The 24,352-nt window shown below is 69.7% G+C and carries 23 protein-coding genes; 14 read left to right on the forward strand and 9 right to left on the reverse strand.

Going from position 1 to position 24,352, the window contains the following annotated elements; translation table 11 throughout:
* Positions 1-56 precede the first annotated feature (56 nt).
* Genes pyrR through pyrF form a run of 7 tightly spaced genes read left to right on the forward strand, consistent with a single transcriptional unit; the run spans position 57 to position 8,627 of the window.
* Positions 57-629, forward strand: a complete 573-nt coding sequence (gene pyrR, locus ACZ5IQ_RS14300; protein ID WP_020101634.1) for a bifunctional pyr operon transcriptional regulator/uracil phosphoribosyltransferase PyrR — start codon at positions 57-59, stop codon at positions 627-629.
* Positions 626-1,579 (forward strand): aspartate carbamoyltransferase catalytic subunit, encoded by a 954-nt coding sequence (locus tag ACZ5IQ_RS14305; protein WP_212811555.1) that lies wholly within the window; start codon positions 626-628, stop codon positions 1,577-1,579. Before pyrR ends, ACZ5IQ_RS14305 begins: the two co-directional genes overlap by 4 nt.
* A complete protein-coding gene (locus ACZ5IQ_RS14310) occupies positions 1,576-2,859 on the forward strand; it encodes a dihydroorotase (protein WP_212811554.1) in 1,284 nt (427 codons plus the stop codon). The genes ACZ5IQ_RS14305 and ACZ5IQ_RS14310 overlap by 4 nt, the downstream gene beginning before the upstream one ends.
* Positions 2,856-3,359 (forward strand): PH-like domain-containing protein, encoded by a 504-nt coding sequence (locus ACZ5IQ_RS14315; RefSeq protein WP_212811553.1) that lies wholly within the window; start codon positions 2,856-2,858, stop codon positions 3,357-3,359. Before ACZ5IQ_RS14310 ends, ACZ5IQ_RS14315 begins: the two co-directional genes overlap by 4 nt.
* Positions 3,356-4,483: a glutamine-hydrolyzing carbamoyl-phosphate synthase small subunit gene (gene carA / locus ACZ5IQ_RS14320; protein ID WP_212811552.1), complete on the forward strand. Its 1,128-nt coding sequence runs from the start codon at positions 3,356-3,358 to the stop codon at positions 4,481-4,483. Before ACZ5IQ_RS14315 ends, carA begins: the two co-directional genes overlap by 4 nt.
* Positions 4,483-7,824 (forward strand): carbamoyl-phosphate synthase large subunit, encoded by a 3,342-nt coding sequence (gene carB / locus ACZ5IQ_RS14325; RefSeq protein ID WP_212811551.1) that lies wholly within the window; start codon positions 4,483-4,485, stop codon positions 7,822-7,824. Before carA ends, carB begins: the two co-directional genes overlap by 1 nt.
* Positions 7,821-8,627, forward strand: coding sequence for an orotidine-5'-phosphate decarboxylase (gene pyrF / locus ACZ5IQ_RS14330; RefSeq protein WP_212811550.1), 807 nt, complete (start codon positions 7,821-7,823; stop codon positions 8,625-8,627). The genes carB and pyrF overlap by 4 nt, the downstream gene beginning before the upstream one ends.
* Here the strand turns inward: pyrF and ACZ5IQ_RS14335 are convergent.
* From ACZ5IQ_RS14335 to ACZ5IQ_RS14345, 3 genes are all read right to left on the reverse strand, one after another.
* Positions 8,615-9,652 carry a DUF2330 domain-containing protein gene (locus ACZ5IQ_RS14335; protein ID WP_244872562.1) on the reverse strand — a complete coding sequence of 346 codons (1,038 nt, stop codon included), beginning with the start codon at positions 9,650-9,652 and terminating at the stop codon, positions 8,615-8,617. The two genes, pyrF and ACZ5IQ_RS14335, sit on opposite strands and share 13 nt — an antisense overlap.
* Positions 9,653-9,683: 31 nt before the next feature.
* Positions 9,684-10,043, reverse strand: a complete 360-nt coding sequence (locus ACZ5IQ_RS14340) for a hypothetical protein (RefSeq protein ID WP_212811548.1) — start codon at positions 10,041-10,043, stop codon at positions 9,684-9,686.
* Positions 10,044-10,207: 164 nt separating this feature from the next.
* Positions 10,208-10,579, reverse strand: a complete 372-nt coding sequence (locus tag ACZ5IQ_RS14345; protein ID WP_212811547.1) for a hypothetical protein — start codon at positions 10,577-10,579, stop codon at positions 10,208-10,210.
* A gap of 757 nt (positions 10,580-11,336) precedes the next feature.
* Between ACZ5IQ_RS14345 and mihF the strand changes: the two genes are divergently transcribed.
* The 5 genes from mihF to metK all read left to right on the forward strand — a co-directional run bounded on the left by mihF (position 11,337) and on the right by metK (position 15,215).
* A complete protein-coding gene (mihF, locus tag ACZ5IQ_RS14350; protein ID WP_011894593.1) occupies positions 11,337-11,654 on the forward strand; it encodes an integration host factor, actinobacterial type in 318 nt (105 codons plus the stop codon).
* A 39-nt stretch (positions 11,655-11,693) separates the two neighbouring features.
* Positions 11,694-12,248 (forward strand): guanylate kinase, encoded by a 555-nt coding sequence (gmk, locus tag ACZ5IQ_RS14355; RefSeq protein WP_212811546.1) that lies wholly within the window; start codon positions 11,694-11,696, stop codon positions 12,246-12,248.
* A gap of 75 nt (positions 12,249-12,323) precedes the next feature.
* On the forward strand, positions 12,324-12,617 hold the full coding sequence (gene rpoZ, locus ACZ5IQ_RS14360; RefSeq protein WP_020101623.1) for a DNA-directed RNA polymerase subunit omega: 294 nt from the start codon (positions 12,324-12,326) through the stop codon (positions 12,615-12,617).
* A gap of 19 nt (positions 12,618-12,636) precedes the next feature.
* A complete protein-coding gene (gene coaBC / locus ACZ5IQ_RS14365; protein WP_212811545.1) occupies positions 12,637-13,896 on the forward strand; it encodes a bifunctional phosphopantothenoylcysteine decarboxylase/phosphopantothenate--cysteine ligase CoaBC in 1,260 nt (419 codons plus the stop codon).
* Positions 13,897-14,006: 110 nt separating this feature from the next.
* Complete coding sequence (gene metK, locus ACZ5IQ_RS14370) at positions 14,007-15,215, forward strand: methionine adenosyltransferase (protein WP_212811544.1); 1,209 nt, start codon at positions 14,007-14,009, stop codon at positions 15,213-15,215.
* A gap of 52 nt (positions 15,216-15,267) precedes the next feature.
* Here metK and ACZ5IQ_RS14375 read toward each other — a convergent pair whose 3' ends face one another.
* The 6 genes from ACZ5IQ_RS14375 to ACZ5IQ_RS14400 all read right to left on the reverse strand — a co-directional run bounded on the left by ACZ5IQ_RS14375 (position 15,268) and on the right by ACZ5IQ_RS14400 (position 21,629).
* A complete protein-coding gene (locus ACZ5IQ_RS14375) occupies positions 15,268-16,500 on the reverse strand; it encodes an MFS transporter (protein ID WP_212811542.1) in 1,233 nt (410 codons plus the stop codon).
* On the reverse strand, positions 16,500-17,525 hold the full coding sequence (locus ACZ5IQ_RS14380) for a PLP-dependent cysteine synthase family protein (protein ID WP_244872944.1): 1,026 nt from the start codon (positions 17,523-17,525) through the stop codon (positions 16,500-16,502). Before ACZ5IQ_RS14380 ends, ACZ5IQ_RS14375 begins: the two co-directional genes overlap by 1 nt.
* 189 nt (positions 17,526-17,714) lie before the next feature.
* A complete protein-coding gene (gene lpqS / locus ACZ5IQ_RS14385; RefSeq protein WP_212811541.1) occupies positions 17,715-18,110 on the reverse strand; it encodes a putative copper homeostasis (lipo)protein LpqS in 396 nt (131 codons plus the stop codon).
* Between the two features lie 106 nt (positions 18,111-18,216).
* Positions 18,217-19,695: a flavin-containing monooxygenase gene (locus ACZ5IQ_RS14390; RefSeq protein WP_212811540.1), complete on the reverse strand. Its 1,479-nt coding sequence runs from the start codon at positions 19,693-19,695 to the stop codon at positions 18,217-18,219.
* Positions 19,696-19,715: 20 nt separating this feature from the next.
* Entirely contained in the window at positions 19,716-20,702 is a 987-nt protein-coding gene (locus tag ACZ5IQ_RS14395) for an alpha/beta hydrolase (protein WP_212811538.1), read from the reverse strand.
* Positions 20,703-20,705: 3 nt separating this feature from the next.
* The gene (locus ACZ5IQ_RS14400; protein ID WP_212811537.1) at positions 20,706-21,629 is read right to left on the reverse strand and encodes an alpha/beta hydrolase; all 924 of its coding nucleotides are present in this window, start codon (positions 21,627-21,629) and stop codon (positions 20,706-20,708) included.
* Between ACZ5IQ_RS14400 and ACZ5IQ_RS14405 the strand changes: the two genes are divergently transcribed.
* Positions 21,628-22,347, forward strand: a complete 720-nt coding sequence (locus ACZ5IQ_RS14405) for a lysoplasmalogenase (RefSeq protein ID WP_406802626.1) — start codon at positions 21,628-21,630, stop codon at positions 22,345-22,347. The genes ACZ5IQ_RS14400 and ACZ5IQ_RS14405 overlap by 2 nt on opposite strands.
* A complete protein-coding gene (locus ACZ5IQ_RS14410) occupies positions 22,344-24,344 on the forward strand; it encodes a primosomal protein N' (RefSeq protein ID WP_212811535.1) in 2,001 nt (666 codons plus the stop codon). Before ACZ5IQ_RS14405 ends, ACZ5IQ_RS14410 begins: the two co-directional genes overlap by 4 nt.
* Positions 24,345-24,352 lie beyond the last annotated feature (8 nt).

The following is a 24,352-nucleotide window of genomic DNA, read 5'->3' on the forward strand; positions in this document are numbered from 1 at the left end:
GTTAGACGTCCTTTAACGATCCGTCCAGAGAGGCGGAGAAGGAGGTCCGGTGTCTCGTGGGTGACTCCACCGACCGGGAATTGCTGTCCGCTGCCGACGTCGGCCGGACCATCTCGCGCATCGCGCACCAGATCATCGAAAAGACCGCGCTCGACGCGCCCGACGCCCCGCGCGTGGTGTTGCTCGGCATCCCGACGCGCGGCGTCACCCTGGCCGCCCGCATCGCCGAGAAGGTCAAGGAATTCTCCGGTGTCGAGCTGCCGGCCGGTGCGCTCGACATCACGCTCTACCGCGACGACCTGAACTTCAAACCGCCGCGGGCACTGGCCTCGACCTCGATTCCGGAGGGCGGCATCGACGACGCGACGGTGATCCTCGTCGACGACGTGCTGTACTCCGGCCGCTCGGTGCGCTCGGCTCTGGACGCGCTGCGCGACATCGGCCGCCCCCGCATGGTGCAGCTGGCGGTCCTCGTCGACCGCGGCCACCGCGAGCTGCCCATCCGCGCCGACTACGTCGGCAAGAACGTCCCGACGTCGCGCAGTGAGAACGTCAAGGTGCGGCTGTCGGAGACCGACGGCGGAGACGACCACGTCTCCATTGCCCCCTACGGAGGACCCACCAGGTGAAGCATCTGCTGTCCGCCTCGGACCTGAGCCGCGATGCGGCGACGGCCATCCTCGATGACGCCGACAAGTTCCGCGAAGCGCTGCTGGGCCGCGACGTCAAGAAACTCCCGACGTTGCGCGGCCGCACCGTCATCACGATGTTCTACGAGAACTCCACCCGTACCCGGGTGTCGTTCGAGGTGGCCGGCAAGTGGATGAGCGCCGACGTCATCAACGTCAGCGCCTCCGGCTCGTCGGTCGCCAAGGGGGAGTCGCTGCGCGACACCGCGCTGACCCTGCGCGCCGCGGGCGCCGATGCGCTGATCATCCGGCACCCGGCTTCCGGTGCGGCACAACAGCTTGCGGCGTGGACCCGTGAAGAGCACGGCGGGCCGTCGGTGATCAACGCGGGCGACGGCACGCATGAACACCCGACGCAGGCGCTGCTCGACGCGCTGACCATCCGCCAGCGCCTCGGCGGTCTCGAGGGCCGGCGCGTGGTGATCGTCGGCGACATCCTGCACAGCCGGGTGGCGCGCTCCAACGTCTCGCTGCTGTCGACGCTGGGCGCCGAGGTGGTGCTGGTGGCGCCGCCGACGCTGCTGCCGGTCGGGGTCACGGACTGGCCGGTGACCGTTTCGCACGACCTGGACGCCGAACTGCCGGCCGCCGACGCGGTCCTGATGCTGCGGGTGCAGGCCGAGCGGATGAACGGCGCGTTCTTCCCGTCGGCGCGCGAGTACTCGGTGCGCTACGGGCTGTCCGAGAAGCGCCTGGCCGGGTTGAGCGAGGACACGGTGGTGCTGCACCCCGGTCCGATGCTGCGCGGCATGGAGATCGCCTCTTCGGTCGCCGACTCTTCGCAATCAGCTGTACTGCAACAGGTTTCGAATGGGGTGCATGTTCGCATGGCAGTGCTGTTCCAGCTTCTCGTGGGTGCTGGGCCTGAAGGGGTGGGGGTGATCTCATGACGGTTTTGATTCGCGGGGTCCGGCTGTACGGCGAGGGTGATCCGGTCGACGTGTTGATCGCGGACGGCCAGATTGCCGAGATCGGTACCGGCCTGACCGCTGACGAGGTCATCGACGCCGCCGGCCAGATCATGCTGCCCGGCTTCGTCGACCTGCACACCCACCTGCGCGAGCCCGGCCGCGAGTACGCCGAGGACATCGAAACCGGTTCGGCGGCAGCCGCACTCGGCGGTTACACCGCGGTGTTCGCCATGGCCAACACCGATCCGGTCGCCGACACCGTCGTGGTCACCGACCACGTCTGGCACCGGGGACAGCAGGTCGGCCTGGTCGACGTGCACCCGGTCGGCGCCGTCACCGTCGGGCTCGAGGGCAAGCAGCTCACCGAGATGGGCCTCATGGCCGCCGGTGCCGGGCAGGTCCGGATGTTCTCCGACGACGGCATCTGCGTCGATGACCCGCTGGTGATGCGCCGGGCATTGGAATACGCTGCGGGACTTGGGGTTCTGATCGCGCAGCACGCCGAGGAGCCGCGCCTGACCGTGGGCGCCGTCGCCCACGAGGGCCCGAACGCCGCCCGGCTGGGACTGGCCGGCTGGCCGCGCTCGGCCGAGGAGTCCATCGTGGCCCGCGACGCGATCCTGGCCCGCGATGCCGGTGCCCGGGTGCACATCTGCCACGCCTCCACCGCGGGCACCGTCGAGCTGATCAAATGGGCCAAGGCGCAGGGTATTTCGATCACCGCCGAGGTCACCCCGCACCACCTGCTGCTCGACGACAGCCGGCTCGCGGACTACGACGGCCGTAACCGCGTCAACCCGCCGCTGCGCGAGGCCAGTGACGCCGAGGCGCTGCGGCAGGCGCTGGTCGATGGCGTGATCGACTGCGTCGCAACCGATCACGCGCCGCATGCGGAGCACGAGAAGATGTGCGAGTTCGCCCACGCCCGTCCCGGCATGCTCGGCCTGCAGACCGCGCTGTCGGTGGTGGTCGAGACCATGGTGGCGCCCGGACTGCTCAGCTGGCGCGACGTCGCCCGCGTGATGAGCGAGGCCCCGGCCGCCATCGTCGGCCTGCCCGACCAGGGTCGCCCGCTGGCGGTCGGCGAACCCGCCAACCTGACCGTGGTGGACCCCGACGCGACCTGGACGGTGCAGGGCACCGGCCTGGCCAGCCGCTCGGACAACACGCCGTACGAGTCGATGACGCTGCCCGCCACCGTCACGCTGACGATGCTGCGCGGCAAGGTGACCGCGCGGGATGGGGTCAGTCCGGCGTGAATACAGGGACTCTGATCACCTACCTGGTGCTGGCCGCCGTCGTGGTGGTGCTGCTGGGCTTCGCGATCCGGCAGATGCTCAAGGGCTGGGTGCACCGGGTGCAGCGGCAGGCCGGCGCCGTTGGCCTGCTGCCCGCGCTGCCCGACACCGTGGGACCGGCGATCGTGCCGGCCACCAAGGGCATGTACATCGGCAGCACCTTCGCGCCGAGCTGGCAGGACCGAATTGCGGTGGGCTCACTCGGGTTTCGCAGCAAGGCTGTGCTGACGCGCTACCCCGAGGGCATCATGCTGCAGCTCACGGGCGGCAGCCCGATCTGGATTCCCGACGAATCCATCACAGCGATCCGCACCGAGCGGGCCATCGCCGGCAAGGTGCTCACGTACGACGGGATTCTCGCCATCCGGTGGCGGCTGCCGTCGGGTACCGAAATCGATACCGGATTCCGCAGCGACGACCGTCGCGAACTGGCCAAATGGGTTGAGGAGGACAGTAAGTGACGAGTGACCAGACCGCCGTACTGGTGCTGGAGGACGGCCGGGTGTTCACCGGGACACCGTTCGGCGCCGTGGGCCAGACGTTGGGTGAGGCGGTGTTCTCCACCGGCATGTCCGGCTACCAGGAGACGCTGACCGACCCGAGCTACCACCGGCAGATCGTGGTGGCCACCGCGCCGCAGATCGGCAACACCGGCTGGAACGGCGAGGACAACGAGAGCCGCGACGACAAGATCTGGGTCGCCGGCTACGTCGTCCGCGACCCGTCGCCGCGGGCGTCCAACTGGCGCGCCACCGGCACCCTCGACGACGAACTGGTGCGCCAGGGCATCGTCGGTGTGGCGGGCGTCGACACCCGCGCCATCGTGCGGCACCTGCGCAACTTCGGGTCGATGAAGGCCGGTGTCTTCTCCGGCCCGGCCCTGGCCGACATCGACACCCTGGTGGACCGCGTCCGCAACCAGCCGTCGATGCTGGGTGCCGACCTGGCCGGCGAGGTCAGTACTGGCGACCGCTACGTCGTCGAACCCGTTGGTGCGGAGCGCTTCTCGATCGCGGCCATCGACCTCGGGATCAAGACCAACACCCCGCGCAACTTCGCGGCCCGCGGCATCCGCAGCCACGTGCTGCCGTCGTCGGTGACGTTCGACGAGGTCGCCGCCCTCAAGGTCGACGGGGTGTTCCTGTCCAACGGCCCGGGTGACCCGGCCACCGCCGACCACATGGTCGAGTTCACCCAGCAGGTGCTCTCGGCCGGAATCCCGTTGTTCGGCATCTGCTTCGGCAACCAGATTCTGGGCCGTGCGCTCGGTCGCTCGACCTACAAGATGACCTTCGGCCACCGCGGTATCAACATCCCGGTGGTGGAGCAGGCCACCGGACGCATCGCGATCACCGCGCAGAACCACGGCTTCGCGCTGGAAGGCGAGGCCGGGGAAGAGTTCGACACCCCGTTCGGCCGCGCCGTGGTCAGTCACACCTGCGCCAACGACGGTGTGGTGGAAGGTGTTTCGCTGCTCGACGGGCGCGCCTTCTCGGTGCAGTACCACCCGGAGGCAGCGGCCGGTCCGCACGATGCCGAGTACCTGTTCGACAAGTTCGCCGATCTCATGGCAGGGGAGAAGTAATGCCACGCCGCTCAGACCTCAACCACGTCCTGGTGATCGGGTCCGGCCCGATCGTCATCGGCCAGGCCTGCGAGTTCGACTACTCGGGCACCCAGGCCTGTCGCGTGCTGCGCGCCGAAGGACTGCAGGTCAGCCTGATCAACTCCAACCCGGCGACGATCATGACCGACCCGGAGTACGCCGACAACACCTACGTCGAGCCCATCACCCCGGCATTCGTCGAGAAGATTTTTGCGCAGCAGGCTGAGCGTGGAAACAAGATCGACGCGGTGCTCGCCACCCTCGGCGGGCAGACCGCGCTCAACACCGCGGTCGCGTTGCACGAGAACGGCGTCCTCGAGAAGTACGGCGTCGAGATGATCGGCGCGGACTTCGATGCCATCCAGCGCGGCGAGGACCGGCAGAAGTTCAAGGACATCGTCGCCAAGGTCGGTGGCGAATCCGCCCGCAGCCGCGTCTGTTTCACCATGGACGAGGTCCGCGAGACCGTCGCCGACCTCGGCCTGCCGGTCGTGGTCCGGCCGTCCTTCACCATGGGCGGCCTGGGTTCGGGGATGGCCTACACCAACGAGGACGTCGAGCGGATGGCCGGCGACGGCCTGGCCGCATCGCCTTCCGCCAATGTGCTGATCGAGGAATCGATCTACGGCTGGAAGGAATACGAGCTCGAGCTGATGCGCGATCACCACGACAACGTCGTGATCGTCTGCTCGATCGAGAACTTCGATCCGATGGGCGTGCACACCGGTGACTCGGTGACCGTCGCGCCGGCCATGACCCTGACCGACCGCGAGTACCAGATCATGCGTGACCTCGGCATCGCGATCCTGCGCGAGGTCGGCGTCGACACCGGTGGCTGCAACATCCAGTTCGCCATCAACCCGGCCGACGGCCGCCTCATCGTCATCGAGATGAACCCGCGTGTATCGCGCTCGAGCGCATTGGCTTCCAAGGCAACGGGTTTCCCGATCGCCAAGATCGCCGCGAAGCTGGCCATCGGCTACACGCTGGATGAGATCGTCAACGACATCACCAAGGAAACCCCGGCCTGTTTCGAGCCGACCCTGGACTACGTCGTCGTCAAGGCACCGCGGTTCGCCTTCGAGAAGTTCCCCGGCGCCGACCAGACGCTGACCACCACCATGAAGTCGGTGGGCGAGGCGATGTCCTTGGGCCGCAACTTCATCGAGGCGCTCGGCAAGGTGATGCGGTCGCTGGAGACCAAGCGCGCCGGGTTCTGGACCGGAACCGATCCCGACAAGACGCTCGACGAACTGCTCACCGGACTGCGCACCGCGACCGACGGCCGGCTGTACGACATCGAACAGGCGCTGCGCCTTGGTGGTTCGGTCGAGGTCGTCGCCGAGGCCTCGGGTGTGGACCCGTGGTTCGTCGACCAGATCGCCACCCTGGTGGCGCTGCGCGGCGAACTCGTCGACGCGCCCGTGCTCAACGAGCGTCTGCTGCGCCGCGCCAAGCACAGCGGCCTGTCCGACCGCCAGATCGCCGCGCTGCGACCGGAATTGGCGGGCGAGGCCGGTGTGCGCGCGCTGCGTGAGCGGCTCGGCATCCGGCCGGTGTACAAGACCGTCGACACCTGCGCGGCCGAGTTCGACGCCAAGACGCCGTACCACTACAGCAGCTACGAGCTGGACCCGGCGGCCGAGACGGAGGTGGCGCCGCAGACCGAGAAGCCCAAGGTGCTGATCCTGGGCTCGGGCCCCAACCGCATCGGGCAGGGCATCGAGTTCGACTACAGCTGCGTGCACGCGGCAACCACGTTGAGCCAGGCCGGTTTCGAGACCGTCATGGTGAACTGCAACCCGGAGACGGTCTCGACCGACTACGACACCGCGGACCGGCTGTACTTCGAGCCGCTCACCTTCGAGGATGTGCTCGAGGTCTACCACGCCGAGCAGGCCTCCGGCGCCGGTGGCCCGGGTGTGGTCGGCGTGATCGTGCAGCTCGGTGGCCAGACCCCGCTGGGCCTGGCCGACCGGCTGGAGAAGGCCGGGGTGCCCGTCGTCGGCACCAGCCCCAAGGCCATCGACCTGGCCGAGGACCGCGGCGAGTTCGGTGAGGTGCTGCGCGCGGCCGGGTTGCCGGCTCCGCGCTTCGGCACCGCAACGAGTTTCGAGCAGGCCCGCCGGATCGCCTCCGACATCGGCTACCCGGTGCTGGTGCGCCCGTCGTACGTGCTGGGCGGCCGCGGCATGGAGATCGTCTACGACGAGCAGACCCTGCAGGGCTACATCGAGCGGGCCACCGAACTCTCGCCCGAGCACCCCGTGCTGGTCGACCGGTTCCTGGAAGACGCCATCGAGATCGACGTCGACGCGCTGTGCGACGGCACCGAGGTCTACATCGGCGGCGTGATGGAGCACATCGAGGAAGCCGGCATCCACTCCGGCGACTCGGCCTGTGCGCTGCCGCCGGTCACGTTGGGCCGCACCGACATCGCGGCCGTGCGCAAGGCCACCGAGGCCATCGCCCACGGCATCGGCGTGGTCGGTCTGCTGAACGTGCAGTACGCGCTCAAGGACGACGTGCTCTACGTCCTGGAGGCCAACCCGCGCGCCAGCCGCACGGTGCCCTTCGTGTCGAAGGCCACCGCGGTGCCGCTGGCCAAGGCCTGCGCCCGGGTCATGCTGGGCGCCACCATCGCCGAGCTGCGGGCCGAGGGCATCCTGGCCGCCGAGGGCGACGGCGCCAGCGTCGCGCCCAACGCGCCGATCGCGGTGAAGGAAGCCGTCCTGCCGTTCCACCGGTTCCGCAAAGCCGATGGCTCGCAGGTGGATTCGCTGCTCGGGCCGGAGATGAAGTCGACCGGCGAGGTCATGGGTATCGACAGCGATTTCGGTACCGCGTTCGCCAAGAGCCAGACCGCAGCCTACGGCTCGCTGCCTTCGGGCGGCACGGTGTTCGTGTCGGTGGCCAACCGCGACAAGCGCTCGCTGGTGTTCCCGGTCAAGCGTCTGGCCGACCTCGGCTTCCGGGTGCTGGCCACCGAGGGCACCGCGGAGATGCTGCGCCGCAACGGCATTCCGTGCGAGGTTGTGCGCAAGAACTTCGAAGAGCCCAGCCCGGACCGTCCGGCGATGTCGGCGGTCGACGCCATCAAGGCCGGCGAGGTCGACATGGTGATCAACACGCCGTACGGCAACTCGGGTCCGCGCATCGACGGCTACGAGATTCGCTCGGCCGCGGTGTCGGCCAGCATCCCGTGTGTGACGACGGTGCAGGGCGCGTCGGCCGCGGTGCAGGGCATCGAGGCCGGTATCCGCGGGGACATCGGCGTGCGGTCGCTGCAGGAGCTGCACAGCCAGTTGGGCGCGAAGTGAGCTTCGGCTCGCGGTTGCGGGCCGCCATGGCACAGCGGGGTCCGCTGTGCCTGGGCATCGACCCGCACCCCGAGCTCCTGAGCGCCTGGGGTCTGCCGGTGTCGGCCGACGGTGTCGCGGCGTTCAGTGACATCTGCGTCGAGGCGTTCGCGGGCTTCGCGATCGTCAAGCCGCAGGTCGCGTTCTTCGAGGCCTACGGTTCGGCGGGCTTCGTCGTGCTGGAACGGACCATCGCCCGGCTGCGGGAGGCCGGTGTCCTGGTACTGGCCGACGCCAAGCGCGGTGACATCGGCTCGACCATGGCCGCCTACGCGCAGGCGTGGGCAGGCGATTCGCCGCTGGCTGCCGACGCGGTGACGGCGTCGCCGTACCTCGGCTTCGGCTCGCTGCAGCCGCTGCTCGATGTCGCGGCCGCCCACGGCCGCGGGGTGTTCGTGCTGGCCGCCACGTCCAATCCGGAGGGTGCGTCGGTGCAGCGCGCGGTGGCGGGCGAGCGCACCGTGGCGCAGACGATCGTCGACGACGTCGCCGCGGTGAATGCCGCGGGCGACGGCTCGGTCGGTGTCGTCGTCGGCGCCACGCTGTCCGAGGTCCCCGATCTGTCGCAGCTCGGCGGACCGGTGCTGATGCCCGGCGTCGGCGCGCAGGGCGGTCGCCCGGACGCGCTGGCCGGTCTCGGCGGCGCTCAGCCGGGAACCCTGCTCCCGGCGGTGTCGCGTGAGGTGCTGCGGGCCGGGCCGGACGTCGCGGCCGTGCGGGCCGCGGGGGAGAAGCTCCGCGACGCTGTGGCCTATCTGGCCTGACGCCGGCGGCGCCACCAGAGCACCGCGACCAGCGCCGCGGCGCCGAGTGCGGCGGCGATCAGCGCCATGCCCGTGACGTCGCCGTGGTTGCGGGTCCGGTAGATGACCTGTGCGTAGTCGGCATCGGTCGTCGCACGCGTGAACGTGTAGTCGCCGTCGATGCGCTTCGGCTCATCGAGGTAGTCGGTCCACCTGGTCAGATAGCGACCCCGATACTCGGCGAGCGCCGGTGTGTCGACGCGTCCGGCGTACTGCAGCGTCGGCGCGTTGCCGGGCACGGGCACCGCGCGGGGATCCATCCGGTGGTCGGCCAGCACGTACAGATCGACCCGCTGCGGCGCCGTCGCCGACCGGGACAGCCGCATCGGGTAGACGGCGGTGTCCGAGGCGAACGACAGCCGCAGGGGCTGCAAGTTCCCCGACAATGTCGCGCCGGCGGCATCGGGGGCGAGCTGGACCGCGACGATCTCCCAGCGGTCCGCGACGTACGGGGCCAGGTTGGCATCGAGGCCGTCGGGGTGAGGGAAGCCCTTGGCTGTCAGCCACCCGGCCAGGGCCGCGGGGTCGTCGCCGGCCAGGCGCGTGACGTCGAACGGGCCGATCCGCTGATTGCCCAGCACGCTGACGCTGCCGGGACGCGCACCCGCGCTCTCGAGCGCGCCCCGTGAACCCCCGGTGAGCCAGTCGAAGGTGGGCCACCAGCTGTCCCGGTATTCGGTCCGCGGCGCGGTGATACGCGCCAGCTCGGTGAACACTCCCGCATCGCCCAACGTGACACGCGCGGCCGTCGGCACGGGCATCACCCACGCGGCCCGATCCGAGGCGCCGCGCACCCCGAACGACATCAGGATGTCCTCGGTGCTGCCATCCCAGGCGATCAGGGCCCGCTCGTCGACGACGGCGGCGCCGGCGCGGTCCGGAATGTAGGCACCGCAACCGCAGGCCCATGCCGGCGCCGCGATGTTCGCCGTCAGGGTGGCGAACATCAGGATCAGGACGCACAGGAACCGGTACGCGACAGCCATCGGCATGAACGTACCGGCCGTGCACCTCAGGTCACAGCGGAATCCAGATCGGGCCGAGCCAGAAGCCCCACGCACTGAATCGCGGCTCGAACACCGGGTTCACCCATTGACCGTTGTAGCTGAACGGCTGGTGGTCGAACCGGCCGTCATCGATGCCGCGGCCACGCCAGTCCCGGCCGCGATCGTCGCGCCAGCCGTCCCGGTCCTGGTGCCAGTCGACGCCGCGCTGCCAGCCGCCACGGTCGTCGCGGTGGTCATCGTGGCCCCAGCATGGTGCGCCCGGCCCGCACCACGGGTCGGCACTCGCTGTCGCCAGCCCGATGCCGAACAGTCCGGCGGCGCCGATGCCGGCTGCCAGGGTGGATGCGGTAACTGCCTGCTTGATCTTCATACCGCTGACGCTATGGCGGTTCGATGGGCGTGCAATTAGCTGTACTTAGGTGTTTGCTGTGCGTGCGTGGGAGCCGGTTTCGCGCGCTGCCTGGAAGACGACGAGACGGCCCACCACGGGACGTGGCGGGCCGTCTCGTGGTGGGCACGATCAGCGGGTGGCGATCACAGCGGAATCCAGATCGGGCCGAGCCAGAAGCCCCACGCGTTGTGGCCGTTGTCCCACACCGGGTTCACCCACTGGCCGTTGTAGTCGAACGGCTGGTGGTCGAAGCGGGCGTCGTCGATGCCGCGGTGCTGCCAGTCGCGGCCCTGGTTGTCGTGCCAGTTGTCGTCACGGCCGACCGGCGCCGCCGGGCCACGGTTGTCACCCGGGCCCCGGTTGTCACCCGGTCCGCGGTTGTCGTGCTGGCCGCACGGCGCGTTCGGCGGGCAGCCCGGGTCGGCGTTCGCGCCGGCCAGGCCGACGCCGAACAGCCCGGCGACGCCGATGCCGGCTGCCAGGGTGGATGCGGTCAACGCTCGTTTGAGGTTCATCGTTGCTCAGTCCTCCTCGTGATGGGTTCGCCATTGAAGTTAGGACCGCCTAATGTGCGCTCACTTTGGCGTCGTTAGGTGTGTGCTGTGTATGCCGCAACGGTTCGGTCACCCGGCGCTGATCGTTGGCTGTGGGGAAGGCGTCCATCTGGGAAGACGTTGGGCGGGAAACGGTTTCGTCGCAAACCGACCGTCGGGGCGTTGTGTGGCGGGCCGGTCGAGTCGGTTGTCCGCGCCGCGCCTGAGTTTGCGGAGGTTGCGTGGTGGCGCTCATCCGTGTTTCACCGGCCGCGCCGGAGGGTGCTGAAGCGGCCGTCCAACCGGCAAAAAGCCCTCGATTTGGGCGGTTCAACCGCCCAAATCGGCCTCCGGGCGCGCGGGCGGTGCACCGACCGGTTCGGCCCGCCACCGACACGCCCGACACGCCGTGACCTGCGAAAATTTTCCTGACAAACCCCGGATGGCGGCCCGAAAATCGGCCGGGCGCGGTACCGGCCGCGCGGCGGTCATCCCACTGAGTGCTCAAAACCCTTGATACGCAGGCAGATCTGTGGCGAAGATGCCCCGAAACGGGTCTTGCCGAGCTTGCACTTCGCGGCCACCCGGAGCCGCCGTTCGCACTACACGCTGGGGTTTTAGCTTCGTTACCCGGGGGGTGGGGTTAGCGCTTGTCGGGAAGCGTGGGTACGGTCGTCGTCGCTGGCTGGTTCACCCCAGCCGTGACAGAAATTATTTGACGGAGAATCGGAGGAACCCCGTGGCCCTTCCCCAGTTGACCGACGAACAGCGCGCGGCAGCGTTGGAGAAGGCTGCTGCCGCACGTCGAGCACGTGCCGAGTTGAAAGACCGGCTCAAGCGCGGCGGCACCAACCTCAAGCAGGTCCTGACGGACGCCGAGACCGACGAGGTCCTCGGCAAGATGAAGGTTTCCGCTCTGCTGGAAGCTCTGCCCAAGGTCGGCAAGGTCAAGGCTCAGGAGATCATGACCGAGCTGGAGATCGCTCCGACACGCCGTCTGCGCGGCCTGGGCGACCGTCAGCGCAAGGCCCTGCTGGAAAAGTTCGACTTTTCCTGATCTGACGCAAGACTGACGAGCAGTAGGGGCCGGACGGCGATGAACCGTGTTGTTGTGCTGTCCGGCCCCTCTGCCGTGGGCAAATCCACGGTCGTGCGCTGCCTGCGTGAGCGGGTGCCCGACCTGCATTTCAGTGTCTCCGCCACGACGCGTGCACCGCGTCGGGGCGAGGTCGACGGTGTCGACTACACATTCGTCTCGGCCGACGAGTTCCAGCGCCTCATCGATGACGGCGAGCTGCTCGAATGGGCCGAAATCCACGGGGGACTGCAGCGCTCCGGCACCCCCGCCCGTCCGGTCCGGGAAGCCATCGCCGCAGGTCGGCCCGTCCTCATCGAGGTCGATCTGGCCGGTGCCCGGGCCGTCAAAGAAGCCATGCCCGAGGTGCTGACGGTGTTCCTCGCGCCACCCAGTTGGGAGGCGCTGGAGAGCCGGCTCATCGGCCGCGGCACCGAGAGTGCCGAGGTGCAGGCCCGTCGCCTGGATACCGCGCGGGCCGAACTGGCCGCTCAGGACAGTTTCGATGTGACTGTTGTGAACAGTCAGTTGGAATCCGCCTGTGCAGAATTGGTATCCTTGCTGGTGGGCCGCTGAGCGGTCTGCGCCTTACCGCACAGATATCGCTGATAGCGACACCAATCTTCACACCGAACGCCGGGAGAATCCTTCGTGAGCACCACTGTCGAGAGCATCGACTCCGACGCCGCCATCGCCTACGACACGCCGCTGGGTATCACCAACCCGCCGATCGACGAGCTGCTGGATCGGGTGTCGAGCAAGTACGCGCTGGTCATCTACGCCGCGAAGCGGGCGCGCCAGATCAACGACTACTACAACCAGCTCGGTGACGGCATCCTCGAGTACGTCGGCCCGCTGGTCGAGCCGGGCCTGCAGGAGAAGCCGCTGTCGATCGCCATGCGCGAGATCCACGGCGACCTGCTCGAGCACACCGAGGGCGAGTAAGGCCGCGTAGGCGCCGGACATGGCCGACCGCAAACGCATCGTCGTCGGAGTCGCCGGAGGTATCGCCGCCTACAAGGCGTGCACCCTGGTTCGTCAGCTGAGCGAGGCCGGGCATTCGGTCCGTGTCGTGCCGACCGAGTCGGCGCTCAAGTTCGTCGGCGCCGCCACGTTTGAAGCACTGTCCGGCAATCCCGTGCACACGGGAGTGTTCGAGGACGTCTCCGAGGTGCCGCACGTCCGGTTCGGCCAGCAGGCCGACCTGGTCGTGGTCGCACCGGCGACCGCTGACCTGATGGCGCGCGCGGTGGCGGGGCGCGGCGACGATCTGCTCACGGCCACGCTGCTCACCGCGCGCTGTCCGGTGCTGTTCGCCCCGGCGATGCACACCGAGATGTGGATGCACCCGGCCACCGTCGACAACGTCGCGACATTGCGGCGTCGGGGCGTCGTCGTGCTGGACCCGGCCTCAGGGCGTCTCACCGGCGCCGACAGCGGTGCCGGACGGCTGCCTGAGGCCGAAGAAATCACCACGTTCGCGCAGCTCCTCCTCGAGCGCGGCGACGCGCTGCCCCGCGACCTGGCCGGCGTCAAGGTCGTCGTCACCGCGGGCGGAACCCGCGAGGCCATCGATCCGGTGCGCTTCATCGGCAACCGCAGCTCCGGCAAGCAGGGCTACGCCGTCGCACGCGTGATGGCCCAGCGCGGCGCCGAGGTCACCTTGATCGCAGGCAACACCGTCGGCCTGGCCGACCCGGCGGGCGTCGACGTCGTGCACATCAGCTCGGCGGCCCAGCTGCGGGACGCGGTGTTCAAGTATGTGTCCGACGCGCACGTCCTCGTGATGGCCGCCGCGGTCGCGGACTTCCGTCCCACCGAGGTAGCGACCACCAAGATCAAAAAGACGCACGGCCCCGGTGAAACCGACGGCGCCCCCGTCATCGAACTGACCCGGACCGACGACATCCTCGCCGGCGCGGTGCGCGCCCGCACCGACGGTCAGCTGCCGAACCTGCGCGCCATCGTCGGATTCGCCGCCGAGACCGGCGACGCCAACGGCGACGTGCTGTTCCACGCCCGGGCGAAGCTGCAGCGCAAGGGCTGTGACCTGCTGGTTGTCAACGCGGTGGGGAACGGCAGGGCCTTCGAGGTCGACGTCAACGACGGTTGGTTGCTGGCGGCGGACGGAGCCGAGTCGGCGCTGGAGCACGGGTCCAAGACCTTGATGGCCAGTCGCATCGCCGATGCGATCACGGCTTTCCTGCGCGGCAAGGACGAATGAACATCGCCTGACCGCGCCGCGGGACGGGTTTGCTGTGCAGGGGTACCCGACAGTTGTTGGCCGGGCGTGGATATTATGCGCCGGACTAAGTTTTGGAAGGGATTTGCGACGTGAGTGAAGGTCGGCTGTTTACCAGCGAGTCAGTGACCGAAGGACATCCGGACAAGATCTGCGACGCCATCAGCGATTCGGTGCTGGACGCGCTGCTCGCGCAGGATCCCAAGTCGCGGGTTGCGGTGGAGACCCTGGTGACCACGGGTCAGGTGCATGTCGTGGGCGAGGTGACCACCAGCGCCAAGGAGGCGTTTGCCGACATCCCGCTGATCGTCCGGGACCGGATCCGCCAGATCGGTTACGACCACTCCGACAAGGGCTTCGACTACGCCACCTGTGGCGTGAACATCGGCATCGGCGCGCAGTCCCCGGACATCGCCGCGGGCGTCGATACTGCCCACGAGGCGCGCGTCGAGGGTGCCGGCGACCCGCTGGACGCCCAGGGCGCCGGCGACCAGGGCCTGATGTTCGGTTACGCCATCAACGACACCCCCGAGCTGATGCCGCTGCCGATCGCGCTGGCGCACCGGCTGTCGCGGCGCCTCACCGAGGTCCGCAAGAACAACACCGTCGACTACCTGCGGCCCGACGGCAAGACCCAGGTCACCATCGAGTACCGCGACAACGTCCCGGTCCGCCTGGACACCGTGGTGCTGTCGACCCAGCACGCCGAGGGCGTCGACCTGGACAAGACCCTGGCGCCGGACATCCGCCGCCACGTCGTCGAGACCGTGCTGGCCGACCTGGCCCACGACACCATGGACACCTCCGACTTCCGGCTGCTGGTCAACCCGACCGGCAACTTCGTCGTCGGCGGCCCGATGGGTGACGCCGGTCTGACCGGCCGCAAGATCATCGTCGACACCTACGGCGGCTGGGCCCGCCACGGCGGCGGCGCCTTCTCGGGCAAGGACCCGTCAAAGGTGGACCGCAGCGCGGCGTACGCGATGCGCTGGGTGGCCAAGAACGTCGTCGCCGCCGGCCTGGCCGACCGCGTCGAGGTCCAGGTTGCCTACGCCATCGGCAAGGCCGCCCCGGTGGGCCTGTTCGTCGAGACCTTCGGCACCGAGCACTTCGACCCGGCCCGCATCGAGAAGGCCATCACCTCGGTCTTCGACCTGCGTCCCGGGGCGATCATCCGCGATCTGGACCTGCTGCGCCCGATCTACGCGCCGACCGCCGCGTACGGCCACTTCGGCCGCACCGACATCGAACTGCCGTGGGAGCAGCTCGACAAGGTCGACGACCTGAAGGCCTCGGTCTAGTCTTTCCGAGCAACACAAATGCCCCCGCACCCGCGGGGGCATTCGTGTTTGGTCAGGCGACCGGCTGTGGCTCCAGTCGACGGCTCCGGTACAGCGCCAGGGCGACCAGCAGGCTGATCGCCGTGAGCGACAGCCAGATCAGCTCCGGCCGGCCGGCATGACGCGCCGTCTCCATCAGCGCGCCCGTGGCGAGATTGCCCACCAGAATGCCGATGCCGACGATGGTGTTGTAGAAGCCGTAGTACGTCGCCACCAGCCGGTCGCCGGCCAGTGACACCACGGTGTCCATCTCGAACGGATACACCGCGGCCGAGCCGACGGCCAGCAGCGCGGCCGTCAGCAACAGCGCCGCCACCGCGGCCGGCAGACCCCACCGGTCATCGGGCACCACGATCAGCGGGACGAACGCCGCCGCGAGCACCAGCACGCCGATGGTCAGCGACTGGACGCGGCCGTAGCGTGCCGTGAACCAGGCCGTGATGCGGATCTGGCCGCCGATGGCCACCAGCCCCGACACCGCGAAAACTGCCGCAACGATGGCCGATTCGGTGTGCGGCGACAGCACGGCGGCGTGCAGCGGCAACGCCAGGTACACCTGGAACGTCACCACGTAGGTGCCCACCATCGACGCCGCGAACAACAGGAAGGGGCGGTTGGCCAGCACGGTGCGCCAGTCGTGCAGGACCGAGACCCGTTCGGCGACAGCGTGATCGGCGTGGTCCTTCGGCAGCGCGAACAGCTGCGCGATGGTCAGCACCGCGAACACCACGGCCGCCATGCCCGCCGTCACCCGGAAGTCCAGCGCCATCAGGGCCAGGCCCACCAGCGGGCCGGCGAGGATGCCGCCCTGATAGAAGACGTTGAACACCGTGAACGCCGCCACCCGCCGGTCGCCGGAGTCCGCGGCCAGGTAGGCCCGCACCGCCGGGTTGAACAGTGCCCCCGCGAAACCGGTTGCCGCCGAGGCGATCAGCAGCACCGGGAGGGACTGTGCCACCGCCAGCAAGCCGAATGCGGCTGTCCGCAACAGGCAGCCCGCCACGATCAGCGGCTTGTAGCCCAGCCGGTCGGCCAGCGTCCCGCCGACGATGAACATGCCCTGCTGCGAGAAGTTCCGTACCCCGAGCACCAGCCCGACGGCCCAGCCGGCCAGGCCGAGCGGGCCGGCCAGGTACCCGGCCAGATACGGCATCAGCATGTAGAAGCCGAGATTGATGCCGAACTGGTTGAGCATCAGCACCCGGCTGGGCCAGCCGAAGCTGCGGAACTGGGTGAGCACCTGCATCACAGTGCCGCCGCGTCGGGCCTACGCACCGTGGTGCACCGGGTCCAGGAATCCACCACGCGCTCGGTGTGGTCGGCGATCGCCGCGGGCTCGGCGGGCGGCTCGATGCCGAGCAGGCCGTGCTGGCGGCAGTAGTCGTCGTTGTAGACGGTGTCGAAATACCGTTGCGGCCCATCGGGAAAGATGGCGGCGATGGTGGCGTCCGCGTCGTGGTGGCGCGCCGCCCAACCGGCGACCAGTGCCACCGCGCCGCCGCTCCAGCCGCTGCTGGCGTAGCTGGTCGAGGCCAGCGCCCGGCACGCCCACACGGCTTCGGCGGGTGCCACCCAGTGCACTTCGGAGAACGCGTCGTAGTCGACGTTGTCCGGATAGATGCTCGACCCCAGGCCGCGCATCAGCCGGCTCTGCGCGGGCTGGCCGAAGATCGTCGACCCGATGGTGTCGACGCCGATCAGCTTCAAGCCTGGATTGAACTCGCGCAACACTTTTGCCACCCCGGCCGAATGCCCGCCGGTGCCGACCGAGCACACCAGGACGTCGACGGTGCCCAGCTGCGACTGCAATTCGAGCGCGAGGTCGCGGTACGCGTCGACGTTGTCGGGGTTGTTGTACTGGTCGGGGTACCAGGCGGTGGGGTCGCCGGCCAGGATCTGGGCAACCCGGTCGCGCCGGGCCTGCTGCCAGCCGCCGGTCGGGTGCGGCTCGGTGACCAGGTCGATGTCGGCGCCATATGCGGCCAGCATGCGCAGCATCATCGGTTCCATGCCCGGATCGGTCACCAGCGTGACCGGGTGCCCGTACACGGTGCCGGCCAGGGCGAGGCCGAGTCCGAGTGTGCCGCTGGTGGATTCGACGATCCGGGCGCCGGGCAGCAGGTCGCCGCGGGCCCGGCCGCGTTCGACCATGTACATGGCGGGCCGGTCTTTCATGCCGCCGGGGTTGACGCCTTCGAGCTTGGCCCAGAAGCCGCGGTCATCGGTGGTGAACGGGGCGGTGATCCGCAGCACCGGAGTGCCGCCGACCATGGTGCCGGGCCGGTCGTAGCGGGCCAGCCGGCATGGCCCCGAAGCCGGCCGAGCGGATTTTCTGAGCAGGGTGAGATTGGTCGAATTGTTCATGGGTGCATCACTTTTCGCGTCATGCCGCGATGCGGCAGCGGGATCGGGCAGCAGACACCGACCAGCCACGAAACGCGGCCGATCTGCGCTGACCGATCAGCGTCGGGAGATGCAGAGCCGGGTCAGGACCGCCCGGCCGGTGTGGATCGCCGCCGCCTGACGGGGCGGTCCGCGGCTGGTCACCGGCGTCAGTGCGCACCAGCACACCATCGCGACGCAGACGGCCAGCGCGAGGCCGAGAGCCAGGAGGGTGGAGGTGGTCCGGGGGAGGCCGATCATCAGATCCGGGGCCGACGGGATCGAATTGTCGCGCAGGTGTGGATGTTCGGCGGTCACGGACGGCAGGGTGTGGCCCGGTGCCACGAGGACGGGGGCCGCATGGGGATGCGTCGCGGCAGCGGGCTTGATGCCCAGCTGCGTGCCGATCCCGAGGCCCAGCAGCGCGACGAGCAGCAGGATCGCCGCCCGCCATCGCATCGGCCTGGTCGTCACCTTCGCGACTGTACCGACGTTTCAGCGCCTATAGCCGTGCCGATGCCGGCGCATGCGGAAAAGTTACCGGGTTCAAATCACTTTCATATCCGCATCGGCCGGAGGCTCAGGCGCTGAACTCGTAGTCGTCGAGGTCGAAGCGGCGGCTGCGGACGTAGGCCTCCACGGTGGTGGCGGGCCGTAGCGGCACGTCGCCGTTCTTGTCGAAGTAGTAGCTGTTGGCCGACTGGCAGCTGTCCTGCCAGAACACCTGGCGGTGGCGCTTGCGCATCATCTCGTCGAAGTAGCGGTCGTTGGCCTCCTGCGAGACCTCCACCCGGTGGGCGCCAAGCTTTTCCGCGCGCTGCAGGCACCGCACGATGTGGTGGGTCTGGGCTTCGATCAGCGCGAAATACGACGAACCCACGTAGCCGTACGGCCCCATGACGGTGAAGAAGTTCGGGAAACCGGGGATGCTGACGCCCTCATAGGCCTGCAGCCGCTGCGTCTCCCAGAACTCGCCGAGGGTGTGGCCGCCCGCACCGGTGACGGGGAACGTCGGCACGCTGTCGACGTCCATCACCTTGAACCCGGTGGCCAGGATCAGCACGTCCACCTCGTGTTCCCGGCCGTCGGCGGTACGTACCCCGGTCGGCGTGATGCGCTCGATGGATTCGGTTACCAGACTGACGTTTTCGCGGTTGTACGTCGCGAGGTAGCTGTTGTGGAAACCCGGTCGTTTACAGCCGACCGCGTAGCGCGGCGTCAGCTTGTCCCGCACCACCGGGTCGTGGACCTCGCGTCGCAGGAACGACCGTCCCATCCGGGCGGCGCCGTCCGCCAACGGAAAGACGCTGTAGTACTGCGCCGACAGCGGGAAGGTCAGCTCGACGTAGGCCTGACTGGCCAGCCGCTGCAGCGTCTTGCCGCCGGGAATGCGCATGGCCCAGCGGGCCGGGGCCGGCAAGGGGAGGTCCAGTTTCGGGAAGCACCAGATCGGCGTGCGCTGAAACACCGTGAGGTGCGCCACGATCGGGGCGATCTCGGGGATCACCTGCACTGCCGAGGCACCGGTGCCGATGATCGCGACCCGCTTGCCACGCAGGTCGATGCTGCTGTCCCAGCGTGCGGTGTGCAGCGTGATGCCGGCGAAGTCCTCGACGCCGTCGATGTCCGGTGGCTTGGGCACCGTCAGGACGCCGCTGCCGTTGATCAGGAACCGTGCGGTGACGGTGCCGCTGCTGGTGTGCACGCGCCACAGGGCGGCGTCGTCGTCGTACTCGGCGCCGGTGACCTCGGTGCCGAACCGGATGCGGTCCCGCAGCCCGTACTTGTCGACGCAGTGCTCGGCGTAGGCCTTGAGTTCGTGGCCTTTGGCGTAGGTGCGCGACCAGTCGGCGCTCTGCTCGAACGAGAACTGGTAGGAGAACGACGGAATATCCACGGCGACACCGGGATAGGTGTTCCAGAACCAGGTGCCGCCGGGGCCGGAGCCGGCTTCGAGGATTCGGTAGTCACCGAGCCCGGCCCGGTCGAGCAGGATGCCGGCCCCGATCCCGGAGAACCCGGCGCCGACGATCACCGTTTGGACATCAGGCGTTGTCATGGGTCCATACTTGCGGAAATTCAGGCGTAGAGGGCGGCTTTCAGGGCCGCGAGTCCACGGTTGGTGGCCTCGGTCGCCACCGGAGAAGCCAGGGCCAGGCTGACGAACCCGTGCACCATGGTCGGCTCGTTGCTCAGCTCGACCGGAACACCGGCTGCGGCAAGCAATTTGGCGTATTCGGCGCCGTCGTCGCGCAGCGGGTCGTGCTCGGCGGTTCCGATGTACGCCGGCGGCAGACCTGCCAGCGACTCGGCGTTCGCCGGGGCCAGGTCGGTCGGCAGGGCCGACGCGTCGCTGAGGTCCATGCCCGGCAGGTACCAGGTCAGGAAGGCCGCCGTCACATTGCTGTTGAGCATGGGGGCGTCGGCGTTCTCGGTGAACGACGGCAGCGTGACGTCACCCGTCACCACGGGGTACCAGAGCAGCTGGAACGCCAGCTTCGGGCCACCGGCGTCACGCGCCCGCAGCGCCATCACCGCGGAGATGTTGCCGCCGGCCGAGTCGCCGGCCACCGCGAGGCGCGCCGGGTCGCCACCCAGTTCGGCGGCATGCGCGCCGACCCACTGCAGCGCGGCCCAGGAATCCTCGATGGCGGCCGGGAACGGGTGCTCGGGCGCCAACCGGTACTCGACCGACACGACGATGGCGCGGGCGCCGACGGCGTGGGCGCGCGCCACATGGTCATGGGTATCCAGGTCGCCGATGGCCCAACCGCCGCCGTGATAGAAGACCACGACGGGCAGCGGCCGGGTCTCGCCGTCGATGGGCGGCCAGTAGATACGGACCGGAATCTGGCCTGCCGCACCGCAATCGAGCGTACGGTTCTCGATCCGCAGGTCCGGCAGCATCGCCGCCGGCGGCCGCATCGCGGCGATCTTGGCGCGCGCCACCTCGACACCGTCGTCGATGGTGAACTCCAGTGGCACGGCGTCCAGGAGGGCTTTGAGGATCGGGTCGATACCAGGGCGGTCAGCGGACGTCACAGCGTCGCTCTCATCCAGGGTCATGCCTCAGGCTAACGCTGCCTTCAGCGCGGCGATTCCGCGGTCGGTCGCCTCGGTCGTCGCCGGCACCACGCCGTGGTACCCGAGGTAGCCGTGCACCAGGGTCTCGGCGTTGTGCACCTCGACGGAAACCCCGGCCGCGGTGAGCATCTCGCCGTACCGGATGCCGTCGTCGCGCAGTGGGTCGTATCCGGCGACGGCGATGTAGGCCGGGGCCAGCCCGGCCAGCGACTCGGCACGCGCCGGGACCAGGGCGGCCGGTGGGTTCCGCAGGTCGACGCCCGTGGCATACAGCAACGAGAAACCGCCGACGGCGTCGCGGCCCAGGACCGGGGCGTCGGCGTTCTCGGTGAACGACGGCAGCGACGTGTCCCAGGTGGTCGCGGGGTACCACAGCAGCTGGGCGCGCAGCGTGATGCCGGCATCGCGGGCCAGCTGCGCGACCACGGCGGCGAGGTTGCCGCCGGCCGAATCACCGGCCACTGCAAGACGATTCGGGTCACCGCCGATCTCGTCGGCGTGGGCGGCCACCCACTGCGTCACGGCCCAGACGTCGTCGACCGCGGCGGGGAAGGGGTGCTCGGGAGCGAGCCGGTAGTCCACCGACACCACCACGGCGCCGGCCCCGGCGGCGTGCAGGCGGGCGGTGCCGTCATAGGTGTCCAGATCGCCGACCACCCAGCCGCCGCCGTGGAAGAACAGCACCACCGGCGCCGACGGTTCGATGTCCGCGGGCCAGTAGACGCGCACCGGCACGCCGTCGATGACGCGGTCCTCGGCGCGGACCTCCGGGAACACTGCCTTGCGGGGCAGCTCGCGGAACCGGGCCCGGGCGGCTTCGACGCCACCGTCCATGGTCAATTGGAACGGAACCGCTTCCAGTACCTTTTGCAGAATGGGATCGAGCGGGGGACGCGCAGTGTCCGACATGAGTTCACCGTACGCACCGCGCCGGCGGCTGTGGCTGGCGGCCGCCGTGATCGCCGCCGGCTATGGCATCTTCCTCATCGCAACGGCGCTGCGGTTGCCGTCGGGAGCCGACCTGATCGGCCAATTCGCCCTGCAGCCCATGGTCAAGGCACTGCCCGCGCTGCTGCTGGCGGCGGCCGCGGCGAGCCATCCGATCGTCCGCGAACGCAACTGGCTGGTCGCCGCACTGGTGTTCTCGGCCGGTGGTGACTTCCTGCTGGCCGTGCCGGGCTGGCCCATGGGCTTCGTGTTCGGGCTCGGCTCGTTCCTGATCGCGCACCTGTGCTTCCTGGCCGCCCTGCTGCCGTTGGCCCGCCGCACCCCGGCGGCCACCGCCGGCGCCGCGGTCCTGGTCGTCATCTGCCTCGGGCTCATCGTCTGGTTCTGGCCGAGCCTGGTCGCGCAGCAGATGACCATCCCCGTGACCGTGTACATGGCGGTACTGGTGGCCATGGTGTGCACGGCGCTGTTCGCCGACCTGCCGACCCGCTGGACCGCCCTCGGCGCGCTGTGCTTCGCGGTGAGCGACGGCATGATCGGCATCAGTAAGTTCGTGCTCGGTGACGAGACGCTGGCGGTCCCGATCTGGTGGGCCTACGCCGCGTCGTTGCTCCTGATCACCGCTGGATTCTTCGCCGGCAGGACGGTGTCGGCCGCGTCTGCTACACCGGCTGCGTGACCGTCACCAGACAGCAGGCCGAGCACGAGCCCGTGGCTCGGGTGCTGCCGATGCTGTCGGTGCCGCATCTGGACCGCGAGTTCGACTACCTGGTGCCGGCCGACCTGTCCGACGACGCCCAGCCGGGCGTGCGGGCCAAGGTCCGGTTCAATGGCCGCCTCGTCGACGCGTTCATCCTCGAAAGGCGTTCGGACACCGATCATTCGGGCAAGCTGGGCTGGCTGGACCGGGTGGTCTCGGCCGAACGGGTGCTGACCCCGGACGTGCAGCGCCTCGCCGAGGCGGTGGCCGCCCGGTACGCCGGCAGCCGGCCCGATGTGCTGCGCCTGGCCATCCCGCCGCGGCATGCCACCGTGGAGAAGCAACCGCCGCCGGAGCTTCCGCCGTTCGTTGCACGCGACGTCGACGCCGGCGCCTGGCAGCAGTACGGCCGCGGCGAGCAGTTCCTCGAAGCGCTTGCCGAGGGCCGGGCCGCGCGCGCGGTGTGGCAGGCGCTGCCGGGGGAGGACTGGGCCCGGCGGCTGTGCGAGGCGGCGGCTGTCGTCGTCAACGCCGGCCGCGCGGCACTGCTGATCGTGCCGGACCAGCGCGACGTCGACGCCGTCCACGCCGCGGCGCTGACGCTCGTCGACGAGTCCCGGGTCGTGGCATTGTCCGCCGGCCTCGGCCCGTCGCAGCGCTACCGGCGCTGGCTGTCGGTGCTGCGCGGTCAGGCCCGGCTCGTCATCGGCACCCGCAGCGCGGTGTTCGCCCCCGTCGCCGACCTCGGGCTCGTCGTCGTATGGGACGACGGCGACGACTCGCTCGCCGAACCGCGTGCGCCGTATCCGCACGCCCGCGAGGTCGCCATGCTGCGGGCGCACCAATTGCGTTGCGGCGCAGTCATCGGCGGCTTCGCGCGCACTGCCGAGGCGCAGGCCCTGGTCCGCAGCAAGTGGGCGCACGACCTGGTGGCGGGCCGCAGCGTGGTGCGCGCCCGAGCGCCACGCGTCGTCGCGCTCGACGACGATGCCCACACCCACGAACGCGACGCCGCCGCCCGCACCGCGCGGTTGCCGTCGATGGCCCTCGGCGCGGCCCGGGCGGCGCTGAGTGCCGGCCGGCCCGTGCTGGTCCAGGTGCCGCGCCGCGGCTACGTGCCCGCGCTGGCCTGCGGTAAATGCCGGACCATCGCGCGGTGCCGCCACTGCACCGGTCCGCTGTCGCTGCCGGACCGCGACACCGTCGGCGCGGTGTGCCGCTGGTGTGGCCGTCAGGACGTCGCGCTGCGCTGCGGCCGGTGCGGTTCGGACGCGGTACGCGCGGTTGTGGTCGGGGCCCGGCGCACCGCCGAGGAGCTGGGCCGGGCCTTCCCGGGCGTTCCCGTCGTCACCTCCGGCGGTGACGCCGTCGTGACCGAGGTGCCCGCGCGCGCCGCCGTCGTGGTGGCGACCCCGGGCGCCGAACCGCGGGCCGACGGCGGTTACGGCGCGGCGCTGTTGCTGGACGGCTGGGCGCTACTGGGCCGTCAGGATCTGCGCGCGGCCGAGGACACGCTGCGCCGGTGGATGTCGGCAGCGGCCATGGTGCTCGACCGCGCGGCCGGGGGCACCGTCGCGGTGGTGGCCGAATCGTCGATCCCGACGGTGCAGGCGCTGGTGCGCTGGGACCCCGTCGGGCACGCGGAGTCCGAGCTCGACGGCCGTACCGAGGTCGGGCTGCCCCCCGCGGTGCATCTCGCTGCCGTCGACGGTGTCCCGGAGGCGGCCGACGCGCTGCTGGAGGCCGCCGCCCTGCCGCCCGATGCCGAGGTGCTGGGTCCGGTCGACCTGCCGTTCGGCGCCCGTCGTCCACCCGGAGTGGACCCGGACGCTCCCGTGCACCGCATGCTGGTGCGGGTCTCGCGTGATCGCGGGCTGGTGCTCGCGGCGGCCCTGCGCCGGGCGACCGGCGTGCTCAGCGCCCGCCACGATCAGACGCCGGTGCGGGTGCAGATCGATCCGCTGCACATCGGATGAGTAGGTTC

The sequence above is a fragment of the Mycobacterium toneyamaense genome (assembly GCF_055384815.1).